Origin of the sequence: Blautia sp. An81 (assembly GCF_002161285.1) — a bacterium.
Lineage (GTDB): Bacteria > Bacillota > Clostridia > Lachnospirales > Lachnospiraceae > Blautia > Blautia ornithocaccae.
This window is the reverse complement of sequence record NZ_NFHH01000006.1, coordinates 1-12692: the sequence shown is the minus strand read 5'-3', so window position 1 is coordinate 12692 and position 12692 is coordinate 1. Positions and strand designations below refer to the sequence as shown.

Genomic DNA, 12692 nt, shown 5'->3' with positions numbered 1-12692 from the left:
GAGGAACAGAAAAACAGAGGGAGATTCTATGGAATTTAAGAAAAATGATATTTTGACGATAGATATTGAAGATATGGGACATGATGGAGAAGGTATCGGAAAAGCGGAGGGCTATACCCTTTTTGTAAAGGACACAGTTATCGGTGACCGGGCAGAAGTGAAAATCATGAAAGCTAAAAAAAATTATGGATATGCCCGGCTGCTCCAGGTCCTCAAACCTTCTCAGGACCGAAGGGAACCAAGATGTTCTATTGCAAGGGCTTGTGGAGGCTGCCAGCTGCAATTCCTTTCTTATGAAAAACAGCTGGAATTTAAGAAGAACAAAGTTCTGGGAAACCTCCAGCGGATCGGGGGATTTACCAATATACAGGCGGACAGAGTCATTGGGATGGAGGAACCCTGGCACTACCGAAATAAAGCCCAGTTCCCTGTAGGACGCAGTAAAGAAGGGAAGATTATTACTGGATTTTATGCGGGAAGAACCCACAGCATTGTGGCCAACCAGGACTGCCTTCTGGGCGTGGAAGTAAATCAGGAAATCCTGAACAGGATTCTGAACTATATGGAAACCTGTCATGTGGAGCCTTACGATGAAAAGACTGGAACAGGACTGGTCCGCCACATCCTTCTCAGATATGGATTTAAAACCGGAGAAATTATGGTCTGCCTGATCATCAATGGAGACAGGATTCCTGACCAGGACAAGTTTGTGGAGGCTTTAAAGTATATTTCAGGTATGACCAGCATCTCCCTGAATGTGAATACAAAGAGGAATAATGTAATCCTGGGAGAGAAGATAATCCCTCTTTGGGGAAAAGAGTATATCACAGATTATATTGGAGAAATCCAATACCAGATTTCTCCCTTGTCTTTCTACCAGGTAAACCCTATACAGACAGAAAAACTTTACGGAACCGCCCTGGAATATGCCGGCCTTACAGGAAAAGAGACAGTCTGGGACCTTTACTGCGGAATCGGGACGATCTCTCTGTTTCTGGCCCAGAAGGCAAAACAGGTTTATGGGGTGGAAATCGTTCCCCCGGCAATCGAGGACGCCAAAAGAAATGCTAAGCTCAATGAGATTTCCAATGCAGAATTTTTCGTGGGAAAAGCGGAGGAGGTCCTTCCTGAGAAATACGAGAAAGAGGGAATCCGTGCAGACGTTATCGTAGTAGATCCCCCAAGAAAAGGCTGCGATGGAGCAGTGCTCCAGACTATGCTGAAAATGCAGCCGGAAAAAATTGTGTATGTAAGCTGCGACTCTGCAACACTGGCAAGGGATTTGAAAGTGCTGTGTGAGAAGGAATATCAGGTGGAGAAAGTGGCGGTGTGCGATATGTTTCCTCAGGGGGTTCATGTAGAAAGTGTATGCCTTTTAAATCGAAGGAATGAATAGATGAGCTGCAGAGCAATGGGGAAATGCGGCCAGATGATAATGTAAGAGGAGAAATAGAACGAATGCATAAACATTTTGAAATCAGTTATTTGCCACTTGCCATTTCGCTTCTCGCATTAGAACAGGCAGAACTACCGTCTTTTCTTGGCTCAACCTTGCGAGGGGCGATTGGGCAGTCCCTGCTCCAAGTGGATAAGGAGGCCAGTGCTTTTTTATATCGGAATGGTGAATCGCTGGATACTGATAGAAACCAGGTGGTTGTAAAGCCGTATATGATTATTCCGCCGGAGATTTGTGCGCCACGGAATATGATCAGACGGGGAGAGAAAATCAACTTTGAGTTTTGGCTATTTGGAAATGCATCAAAATATGCCCCTTCTTTAATCTTAGCGCTAGAACATATTCAAGAATTTGGTCTGGGAGCGTACAGATATCCATTCTGTCTCTCAGAAGTTGTAAATAGCCATACACAGAGACTTATCTGGCGTAATGGGAGTGTCAGTAAATTGGACATGAGCGCAACCTTTATCCAAGGTTTTGAGTTGACAAAGGTTACAGGTGTGATAATAAAGATATGTACGCCTCTAAGAATCCGGCGTGGAGGGCAGATGGTAAAAAGCTTACCATTTATGACTCTGATACGGAATATTATAAATCGGATTACGATGATAGCAGAAAGATATGGAGGCTGGGTAGACAGATCAGAAGCAGAGAAACTGCAGGCACTTGCGGCGGAAGTATGTACCATAAGAGAAGAGCTTAGAATAGAACCAATGGTGCGTTATTCCAATCGTACAAATAGGAAAATGGATTTTAGTGGCCTAATGGGGGAGCTGGAATATAGAGGAGACCTGACACCTTTTGTACCATGGCTGTATGCAGCACAAAGACTGCATATTGGAAGAAATACAACATTTGGAATGGGAAAAATAAGAGTATATTTCATATGAGACAGTTGGAAGAAACGATTGTTTTGATGTGCCTGTTGGATATGTTGTGGAAGTATGGCGGTTTATTCTCGTAGAAATGTATGCAGGGGCGTGAGGCAGAGATTATAGAGGCCAGAGAAAAATATTTAGACAATGAGAAGTGGCATATCATAGAAACTCAGTATATTGGCAATGTTCAATAAGAAAAAGATGAAACAGATGACAAATGCGAATCTTAAGCGAACATGGATTTGCCAGGAGATTCGCACCAAAATGGATAGTACCGTGAAGGGCTGAAAAGGCTTAGACAGAGCCATACAGCTTGCATTGCGAAGAGAACATTGGTATAATTGTATAAAAATCAGTGTCGAATCAGATGATGATTTGTACAAAATTGGTGTCGTTCCCTACGCGGGAACGTGGATTGAAACAATATTATTGCCCTGCTTCTGGTCTCCAAGCACCGTCGTTCCCTACGCGGGAACGTGGATTGAAACGTCACAAATGCTGTCACAAGCCCGTACCGATTGCTGTCGTTCCCTACGCGGGAACGTGGATTGAAACTCTCTGGCATACAGAACGCCATGAACTCTGCCAGTCGTTCCCTACGCGGGAACGTGGATTGAAACTGTTAATGACCTTGGAACAAAAGCAAAGACAGCGTGTCGTTCCCTACGCGGGAACGTGGATTGAAACCTCCCCAGTAATCTATATATTGAATGAACTCCTTGGTCGTTCCCTACGCGGGAACGTGGATTGAAACCAATGATACTTGTGGCGATCACCCAGATAGCACGTCGTTCCCTACGCGGGAACGTGGATTGAAACCTGCGTGTCCGAAGAAGCTTCCGGAGGGCAAGAAAGTCGTTCCCTACGCGGGAACGTGGATTGAAACACAAGACAAGTCTGAAAGGCGTAGACGATTATCGTCGTTCCCTACGCGGGAACGTGGATTGAAACCTGCTCCTCCAGGACTTCCGTCACCGTTTCCTCCAGTCGTTCCCTACGCGGGAACGTGGATTGAAACTCAAAAAATAGAAAATGATTTTTTGAAGAAGACCGTCGTTCCCTACGCGGGAACGTGGATTGAAACTGGGTTGGGCTATGCAGCTCAGATAGCCGGTGGAGTCGTTCCCTACGCGGGAACGTGGATTGAAACCAGATACCTTGAAGCGCCTATATATCTGACAGATCAGTCGTTCCCTACGCGGGAACGTGGATTGAAACCATGACAGCTACATGGATATCGGCAACTATGAGGAGGTCGTTCCCTACGCGGGAACGTGGATTAAAACAGTATATTCTTTGCTGTTTGGCTACCGCCGATATGCCATTTCCCTGTTGAAAATGTAGATTGTAGCTAGTTAATGTTGGAATATCTAAGTCTCACGGAAGAATGTGCATGGAATTGTATGATTATAAAATGATTTTGCACAAGATTTTCTGAACTCTGTCAAAAGAATATTGAGTGATAAATGTTTAAGGATACGGTTAGAAATAAATGAAATAGGCTTGAACATTATTTTTTATCGGAGTATAAAATTGTAATATAGAAAAGAGGAAGAAATCATGGAATTTTTTGCACATATTGACAGGGAACGTATACAGTCAATAAAGGAACACTCATATGGAACCGCAGACAAAGCAGGAAATTTTGCTAGTAGTTTCAGAAAGGCGGACTGGGGCTATTTCTGTGGTATGATTCATGACATAGGAAAATACTCTCTTCCATTTCAGGAAAAAATCAAGAATAACAGCAACAAGAAAGTAGACCATTCTACTGCAGGAGCAAAGGTATGTTTTGAAAAAGGCGGGATGTATAGTTTTATGGGTTACTGCATTGCCGGACATCATTCAGGACTGCCGGATTACGGGAATTCTTCAGACACAGGAAATGCGCCTACATTAGAAGGGAGAAAGAAAAAACAGATTGAGGATTACAGTGCTTATAAAAATGAAATTCAAATTCCTGAGATAAAAACCATTCCATTTGACCCAAGGAAAACGCCAGATCCAGATTTCTCACTAAGTGTGTTTATCCGAATGATATATTCGTGCCTTGTAGATGCAGACTTTCTGGATACGGAAAATTTTATGAAGAATGGGGGAACACAGAGAGAAGCAGGGGAAAATCCAGAGGCGCTTCTTAAGAAACTGAAAGATCATGTTGCTGGATGGCTGCTGAACAAGGATATAGATACTGTAAATGGAAGAAGAACAGAGATATTAAGAAATTGTTTCGAATATGGACAAATGGAAAGGGGAATATTTCAACTTACTGTGCCTACTGGCGGGGGAAAAACCATTGCATCATTGGCATTTGCTCTTCAGCATGCGGTAAAGAATCATATGGACCGTGTTATTTATGTGATTCCGTATACAAGTATTATTGAACAGAACGCAGAAGTGTTCCGAGAGATACTGGGAGATCAGAATGTCCTGGAAAATCATTATAATGTTGATTATGAAAGCTCGGAAGAACTGAAGCCTATGCAGCTTGCAGCGGAGAATTGGGACAAACCGGTAGTGGTGACTACCAATGTGCAGTTCTTCGAGTCCTTGTTTGCAAATAAGTCTTCTAAATGCAGAAAACTGCATAATATAGCCAACAGTGTTATCATATTTGATGAAGCTCAGATGCTCCCTACAGACTATTTGAAACCCTGTATTGCGATGATGGAAGAACTGGTCACTAATTTTCGTTCCAGTATTGTACTTTGTACAGCAACACAACCGGCGTTGACTCCTCTTTTTAGGAGAAAAATGCCGATTATAGAGCTTTGTCCGAGAGTAGAGGAACAGTTTCAGTTTTTTGAGAGAGTAACCTTCAAAAATATTGGAACAGTTTCGGAAGAAGAACTTATTGAGAAACTAGAACAGGAATATCAGGCACTCTGTATTGTAAACACGAAGAAACGAGCCCAGAAGATTTATCAGACAATGAAAGGAGAGGGAGTCTTTCATTTGTCTACTACAATGTATCCAAAACACAGACGGAGAGTTTTGGAAAAGGTTAGAACATTGCTGGGAAATGGAGACAAATGCATTCTGATTTCCACAAGCCTTGTAGAAGCCGGAGTTGATCTGGATTTTCATTCTGTATATAGACAGTTGTCAGGAGTCGATTCCATGATCCAAGCGGCAGGCAGATGCAACAGGGAAGGAAAGCGAGATGTAAAAGAAAGCTTTGCATATATTTTTCAGTTTGAAGAAAAAGAAAATGTACCCGGACAGCAGCTTCAGATTGATGTATCAAAGATGCTGGCCTCAGAGGGTGTGGATATCTCATCTTTGTGCGGGATAGAAAGATATTTTGAAGTGCTTTATCATTTCCGGGGTGAAAGTCTGGATAAAAAGAAGATCCTTGAGGAATTTAAGAACAAACGATATAATTTTACAACAGCGGCACAAAATTTTAAACTGATCGAAGAAAATACATCCACTGTCTTTATCAGCATAGAAGAAGAGGCGGAAGAACTTCTTCGGCAGATGAAATATCAGGGCTATACAAAGGCGGGAATGCGCAAAGCTGGACAGTACTGTGTTCAATTATACGAGAACGATATCGAGAAGCTTCAAGGGGCAGGAATGCTCAGACCGGTTTCAGAGGATATGGAAGACTTCTTTGAACTTGTAAATAAGAGACAATATACGGAAGAGATGGGATTGGATCTCAATGTTGAGGTGGGAATAGCAGTATTGATGTGAAGAAAAAGCAACAGCAGTGTAAAAGAATAAATGTTCTTCTACACCGCTGTTGTTTTTGATTTACTAAAAATATTATTGTTTCAATCCTCAGGATAACCTGACGAAGTTAGTATATCAAAAAAGCGAAATGATTTGTAGATAGATAATTATATTTCAATAAAAGTTTAAGTAACAAAATAATAAACATATTGCACTTATAAGTAAGAAGTGATATAGTACATTATATATAGATATTGCTGATTTTGATACGAAATATTCGATAAATACGATAAAAATCACGACAATGTGGTATAAAAATAATTAGAAAATTTTTTGGGAATGCAAGGAAATATGAGGTAAGGATGAGTAGGGAGGTAATATATGGTTCTATATCACGGCAGCAAACAGATCGTAGAATATCCCGAAATAAGAAAAGCGAAATTTAACAAGGACTTTTATTTCGGTTTTTACTGCACCAGATATGAAGAGCAGGCAAAGAGATGGGCGGCCCGTTACGGTGAAAATGGGTATCTGAATAAATATGAGTATGTGCCAGACAATAACCTCAGGTATAAAGTGTTTGATAAAATGACAGAAGAGTGGCTGGATTTTATTGTTGCATGCCGCAGCGGAAAATCTCACACATACGATATAGTAGAAGGCCCCATGGCAGATGATACGATTTATAATTATGTCCAGAACTATATGGATGGGAAAATTTCAAGGGCTGCCTTCTGGGAATTGGCGAAGTTTAAGTATCCGACGCATCAGATTAGTTTTCACACGATTTCTGCCCTTGATACATTGAAATATATTGGAAGCGAGGTTGTATATGGGAACAAGAAATAACAATGGACTTTTCTTTACCTGTAGTCTGATCGAATATATTGGTCGCAGCATAAAGAGGACACGATGTGAAGTTGCAGATTTTTTGGGAAAAGACAGGATCAAAAGAATTTATGAATATGCAGATGTCTTTCATTGTGAGCCGATTGAAAAGATTGCAGATGAATTTATTGAAGAATCTCAAATGACGGAAGGAAATTTTGATAATGTGAAAGACTGTCGATATACTGTTCCGGGATATTGGGATATCGGGGAGGTATATGAACGGCTGATTGAAGATTCCTATGATGATGAGAACATTGTAGATGGTATATGGGAAGTATACCATTCCTGGATTGACGGAAAAATTTCGGATTATAATACTGATTTCTACTATCAGCCGAGAGATTATATAGCGGAATGTTATAAAGCGGGAGAAATTTTATAGATGAAAAGAAGGGAGGCGAACTGGAGATGGGAATGGGTGTAAAGGTAAGAGTGTGGGGAAATTATGCACTTTTTTCCCGCCCGGAAATGAAAGTCGAAAGGTGTTCCTATGATGTGATGACTCCATCGGCAGCAAGAGGGATTCTGGAGGCCGTTTACTGGCATCCGGGGATGCGATGGGTGATCGACAAGATTCATGTGGTCAATCCTGTTCAGTTTACCAGCGTGCGTCGGAATGAAGTGAAAAGTAAAATATCTGCCGGAAATGTGCTCCAGGTCTATAACGGAGCAAAGAAGCCGTTATACATAAGTACAAAATCAGAAATTGTTCAGCGGGCCTCTCTCTTGCTGCGGGATGTGGAATATGTGATTGAAGCACACTTTGAGATGACAGAACGGGCAAATGAAACAGACAATCCAGGTAAATTTAAGGACATTATCATGCGGAGATTAAAAAGGGGAGAATGCTTCCATATGCCCTATTTTGGCTGCAGGGAGTTTCCAGCTAATTTTTGTTTATGGGAAGAGGGAGAAATTCGGACAGCGTATGATGATGTAGAAGAAAAAGACCTGGGATTTATGCTTTTTGACATGGACTATTCGGATAGAAATAATATCCGGCCAATGTTTTTTCGTGCAGTTATGAAGCGGGGTGTATTGGATTTGAGAGACTGTGAGGTGATACGATGATCTTGCAGGCGTTAGTAAATCATTATGAAAATCTTGCAGAACGGGGAAAGGTAGACCAGGAAGGCTGGAGTAAAGCGAAAGTCTCCTATGCAATCAACCTTTCAAAAGACGGAAAAATCTTAGGAATCTTTTCTCTAAAGCAGGAGGAAGAACGAGGAAAGAAGAGAGTGTGGGTTCCACGACAGATAAAGGTACCGGAGATGGTAACCCGGTCATCGGGAGTCTCAGCTAATTTTTTGTGTGATAATTCAAAATATATGTTGGGTATTGATGAGAATGGTACAAATCAGAGAGCTCTTGAATGTTTTGAGGCGGCCAAGAAAAGACATTTGTGGATGCTTCGTGAAACAGAAGGGGACATGGCACAGGCAGTCAAAAATTTTTTTGAAACATGGAATCCAGAGAAAGCGGAGGAATGTGATGAAATCAGGGAAAAGTGGGAAGAAATCACAGACGGTGGCAATCTGGTCTTCTGTAGGGGGGTAAAATATGCTCAGGATGATCCATGTATACAGGAAACATGGGAGGAGGCAAGAAATGAGTCATCAGAAGATGAGCAGGCAGGTATCTGCCTTGTAACAGGAAAAGAGGCACCGATTTCCAGAATACATAAAACGATCAGGGGGGTTCCGGGAGCACAATCTAGTGGTGCAGCTCTGGTCTCATTTAATGCGCCTGCTTTTGAATCTTACGGGAAGGAGCAGAGCTACAATGCTCCGGTAGGAAAACATGCCGAGTTTGCCTATACTACAGCATTGAATTATCTGTTAGATCAGAGAAAATATACATTTCAGCTTGGAGATTCCATGATCATATTCTGGGCAGAGAATGCAGAGGAAGCGTATCAGACAGCATTTTTTGACTCAGTTGACCCGAAACCTGACAATCAAGAAGAAATAAGAGGAATCTTTGAAAATTTGAAAATGAACAGGGCAGTTCAAATTGGCAATGTCACATTAAATCCGGAACAGCAATTTTATATTCTGGCTCTCGCTCCCAATGCGGCGAGACTTTCTGTGCGATTCTTTTATCAGAATTCTTTCGGAAACATACTTAAGAACCTTTCTGAACACTACGAAAGAATGTCGGTTGTAAGACCTTCCTGGGAAGACAAAGAATATATGGGAATCAGAGATATGCTTTTTGAGACAGTGAATCAGAACTCGAAAGACAAATCCCCTGTTCCCAATATGGCAGCATTTGTTCTCAAGGCAATTCTGTCGGGAGTCAGATATCCAGCAAGCCTTTATACAGATATTTTAATCAGGATACGGGCAGAACAGGGAAAAGTCACTTGGGGAAAAGCCGGAATCATCAAGGCATATTTGATACGAAATATGAATTGGAAAGAGGGAGGAAAATATATGGGACTGAATGAGGAGAGTAGGGAAACATCATATGTGCTTGGAAGGCTGTTTTCTGTATTAGAGTCAATTCAGATGGATGCAAATCCGGGGATCAAGGCAACAATCCGGGACCGTTATTTTAATTCGGCCTGTGCCACGCCTGCGTCAATTTTTCCGGTGTTGATAAAGTTGAAAAATAGCCATATGAAAAAATTGGAACGTGAGAAAGGCGGAGCAAAGGTATATTATGAGAAGCTGTTGACGGAACTTATGGGGAAATTAAATGAATATCCAAAACGTCTGTCACTGGAGGAACAGGGGAAATTCATTCTCGGATATTATCACCAGGTACAGAGAAAGTACGAAAAAAAGGAGGAAAAATAGATGAGTGAAGTGATTAAAAACAGATATGAATTTGTTGTGCTGTTTGACGTGGAAAACGGAAATCCCAATGGAGATCCTGATGCTGGCAACATGCCGAGAATTGACCCGGAAAGCGGACTTGGCCTTGTAACAGACGTATGTCTGAAACGTAAGATTAGGAATTATGTGGAAACAGTGAAGGAAGATTCAGAAGGATTTCAAATTTATATAAAGGAAGATGTTCCTCTGAACAGAAGCGACAGAGAGGCATGCAAAAGCCTCGGAATACAGGAGACGGAAGATAAAAAGGTAACAGAGGCACTGAAAAAACTAAAGAAAAGTGATCCTGATGCAGATGTGAAATTAAGGGATTATATGTGCAGGAACTTCTATGATATCCGCACATTTGGTGCAGTTATGACTACATTTGTGAAGGCATCTTTAAACTGCGGACAGGTCAGAGGACCGGTGCAGATTGGATTTGCAAGGAGTATTGACCCAGTTATCAGCCAGGAAGTAACGATTACAAGAGTGGCGATCACTACTGAAAAAGATGCGGAGAATAAGAGTACGGAAATGGGGAGAAAGAGTATTGTTCCCTATGGGCTATACCGAGCAGAAGGATATGTATCAGCAAATCTGGCACGAAAAGTAACGGGCTTTTCAGAAGAAGATCTGGACTTGCTGTGGGAGGCCATCATCAATATGTTTGAAAATGATCATTCTGCTGCAAGGGGAAAAATGGCAGTCCGCGAGCTTATTGTGTTTAAACATAGCAAAGAGCTGGGAGACTGTCCAGCATACAAATTATTTGACGCAGTGGAAGTTAAGAAGAATGAAGATGTGGAATATCCGAGAAAGTATCAGGACTATATAATTGAAATACATGAAGAGAGGATACCGGAATCTGTTGAAGTAAAAAGGATGGTATGATGGAATATTCGGAAGATGATTACCTGATGATTTCAGGAATTCAGCATTTTAAATTTTGCCGGAGACAGTGGGCCTTAATCCATATTGAGCAGCAATGGGCGGAAAATGTCCACACCGTCACAGGAGAACTGATGCACAAAAAAGTGCACGATCCTTCTTTGAGGGAAAAAAGGAAGGACGTTATCATTGCCAGGGCTCTTCCGGTTTCCTCTAGGGAGTTAGGGATCAGCGGGGAATGTGATCTGGTTGAATTTCATAAATGCGAGGACGGGATTAAACTGCATGGACATCGGGGCCTCTATTCGATTTATCCGGTAGAATATAAGAAAGGAAAACCTAAACTGTCAGAGGAAGATAAGCTTCAGCTGGCAGCACAATCTATGTGTTTAGAGGAAATGTTTTCCACAGAGGTACCGGAAGGCGCAATTTTTTACGGCGAGACCAGAAGGCGGGAGAGCGTAGAAATTACAGAGGAGCTCCGTGAGGAAGTGAAGAATATGTTCTGTGAGATGCATGAGTATTATTCGAGAAAGTATACGCCACGGGTAAAATATAGTAAATCCTGCAACGCCTGTTCTCTGAAGGATATCTGCCTCCCAAAACTTGGCAAGGCAGTTTCCGTAAAAAAATATATTGATCAGATGCTGAAGGAGGAAGAAGAATGAGAAAACTGTTAAATACATTGTATGTTACTTCTGAAAACAGCTATCTGTCTTTAGATGGAGAAAATGTGGTTGTACTGGAAGAGCAGAAAGAATTAGGAAGGATACCCCTGCATAATCTGGAAGGGATTGTTTCCTTTGGATATCGAGGGACGAGTCCTGCTTTAATGGGGGCATGTGCGGAAAGAAATATTTCTTTGTGTTACCTTACCCCTCAGGGGAAATTTTTAGCTCGGATTTCAGGAAGAGTGAAGGGAAATGTGATTTTAAGAGAACGGCAGTATGCCAGCAAAAATGATGATGAAGTTAGCCTGGAGATTGCAAAAAATTGTATTCTTGGGAAGGTATATAATGCCAGATGGGTTTTAGAAAGAGCGGTGCGGGACCATGGGTTTCAGATTGATGTAGACCGGGTGAAAAATGCTTCTGTCTTTTTAAAAGAGAGTTTGATGCGAATCCAGAATGCTGAGTCTAAAGAACAACTCAGAGGATATGAGGGAGAGGCTGCGAGTATCTATTTTGGAGTGTTTGATGAGCTTATCCTTCAGCAGAAGAGGGACTTTGTGTTCAGAGGGCGGAATAAACGTCCGCCCCTTGACAACGTGAATGCATTGCTGTCTTTTGTATATACGCTGCTTACAAATAATATTACATCAGCGTTGGAAAGTGTGGGGCTGGATCCTTATGCAGGATATCTCCATACGCTTCGCCCGGGCAGGGCGTCTCTGTCTTTAGATATGATAGAAGAGCTGCGGCCAATTCTCGCTGATAGGTTTGTTTTGACACTGATCAATAAAAAGATTGTCACGGGCAAGAACTTTTCTGTAAAAGAAAATGGCGCTGTACTGATGGACGATGAATTGCGGAAAAAAGTATTAACAGAATGGCAGAATAAGAAAAAAGAAATTATTACCCATCCTTATCTGAAAGAAAAAGTAGAGTGGGGAATGGTCCCATATATACAGGCTATGCTCCTTGCCAGATATTTAAGAGGCGACCTGGATGGCTATCCGGTGTTTCTGTGGAAGTGAGGTGGAAGAATGCTTGTATTGATTACATATGACGTGAATACAGAGACCTCTGCAGGAAAGAAGAGACTGCGCAAAGTGGCAAAACAATGTACTAATTATGGGAGAAGAGTACAGAACTCTGTATTCGAATGTGTTTTGGATAATGCTCAGTGTGTTGCTCTGAAAGCAATGCTGGCAGACATTATTGATGAGAGTGTGGATAGTTTGAGATTCTATTATTTAGGGAATAAGTATCAGACAAAGGTAGAACATATGGGTGTTGACGCTAAATTGAAATTTTAAATTCCAGTGAAGAGGTAAATTCCATCACACTTTATTTTTTACAGATTTTGCAGGAAATTTTTAAGCGGAATCTCCTGTTTTCTGCTATAATTAGCTAAACT

The 12692-nt window shown here is 41.6% G+C and carries 11 protein-coding genes and 1 CRISPR repeat array; all 11 genes read left to right on the top strand.

Features of this window, described 5'->3' with window-relative positions; genetic code table 11:
* Nucleotides 1-28 precede the first annotated feature (28 nt).
* The 11 genes from rlmD to cas2 all read left to right on the top strand — a co-directional run bounded on the left by rlmD (nucleotide 29) and on the right by cas2 (nucleotide 12591).
* Nucleotides 29-1396 (top strand): 23S rRNA (uracil(1939)-C(5))-methyltransferase RlmD, encoded by a 1368-nt coding sequence (gene rlmD / locus B5G33_RS06910; RefSeq protein WP_087417224.1) that lies wholly within the window; start codon nucleotides 29-31, stop codon nucleotides 1394-1396.
* Nucleotides 1397-1458: 62 nt separating this feature from the next.
* Nucleotides 1459-2346 carry a CRISPR system precrRNA processing endoribonuclease RAMP protein Cas6 gene (gene cas6, locus B5G33_RS06905; protein WP_087417159.1) on the top strand — a complete coding sequence of 296 codons (888 nt, stop codon included), beginning with the start codon at nucleotides 1459-1461 and terminating at the stop codon, nucleotides 2344-2346.
* Between the two features lie 378 nt (nucleotides 2347-2724).
* A CRISPR array of direct repeats spans nucleotides 2725-3620; the repeat unit is 32 nt; unit sequence GTCGTTCCCTACGCGGGAACGTGGATTGAAAC.
* 274 nt (nucleotides 3621-3894) lie between these two features.
* The gene (locus B5G33_RS06900) at nucleotides 3895-6033 is read left to right on the top strand and encodes a CRISPR-associated helicase/endonuclease Cas3 (protein ID WP_087417158.1); all 2139 of its coding nucleotides are present in this window, start codon (nucleotides 3895-3897) and stop codon (nucleotides 6031-6033) included.
* Between the two features lie 360 nt (nucleotides 6034-6393).
* Nucleotides 6394-6861 carry a DUF3990 domain-containing protein gene (locus B5G33_RS06895; RefSeq protein ID WP_087417157.1) on the top strand — a complete coding sequence of 156 codons (468 nt, stop codon included), beginning with the start codon at nucleotides 6394-6396 and terminating at the stop codon, nucleotides 6859-6861.
* The gene (locus tag B5G33_RS06890) at nucleotides 6845-7285 is read left to right on the top strand and encodes a hypothetical protein (protein ID WP_087271875.1); all 441 of its coding nucleotides are present in this window, start codon (nucleotides 6845-6847) and stop codon (nucleotides 7283-7285) included. The genes B5G33_RS06895 and B5G33_RS06890 overlap by 17 nt, the downstream gene beginning before the upstream one ends.
* A gap of 26 nt (nucleotides 7286-7311) precedes the next feature.
* Nucleotides 7312-7974, top strand: coding sequence for a type I-C CRISPR-associated protein Cas5c (gene cas5c / locus B5G33_RS06885; protein WP_087271878.1), 663 nt, complete (start codon nucleotides 7312-7314; stop codon nucleotides 7972-7974).
* Nucleotides 7971-9704, top strand: coding sequence for a type I-C CRISPR-associated protein Cas8c/Csd1 (gene cas8c / locus B5G33_RS06880; RefSeq protein WP_087417156.1), 1734 nt, complete (start codon nucleotides 7971-7973; stop codon nucleotides 9702-9704). Before cas5c ends, cas8c begins: the two co-directional genes overlap by 4 nt.
* Entirely contained in the window at nucleotides 9705-10616 is a 912-nt protein-coding gene (gene cas7c, locus B5G33_RS06875; protein WP_087417155.1) for a type I-C CRISPR-associated protein Cas7/Csd2, read from the top strand.
* Complete coding sequence (gene cas4 / locus B5G33_RS06870) at nucleotides 10616-11281, top strand: CRISPR-associated protein Cas4 (protein WP_087271887.1); 666 nt, start codon at nucleotides 10616-10618, stop codon at nucleotides 11279-11281. The genes cas7c and cas4 overlap by 1 nt, the downstream gene beginning before the upstream one ends.
* Complete coding sequence (gene cas1c / locus B5G33_RS06865) at nucleotides 11278-12309, top strand: type I-C CRISPR-associated endonuclease Cas1c (RefSeq protein ID WP_087271890.1); 1032 nt, start codon at nucleotides 11278-11280, stop codon at nucleotides 12307-12309. Before cas4 ends, cas1c begins: the two co-directional genes overlap by 4 nt.
* Nucleotides 12310-12318: 9 nt before the next feature.
* The gene (gene cas2 / locus B5G33_RS06860; protein ID WP_087417154.1) at nucleotides 12319-12591 is read left to right on the top strand and encodes a CRISPR-associated endonuclease Cas2; all 273 of its coding nucleotides are present in this window, start codon (nucleotides 12319-12321) and stop codon (nucleotides 12589-12591) included.
* The last annotated feature ends 101 nt before the right edge of the window (nucleotides 12592-12692 follow it).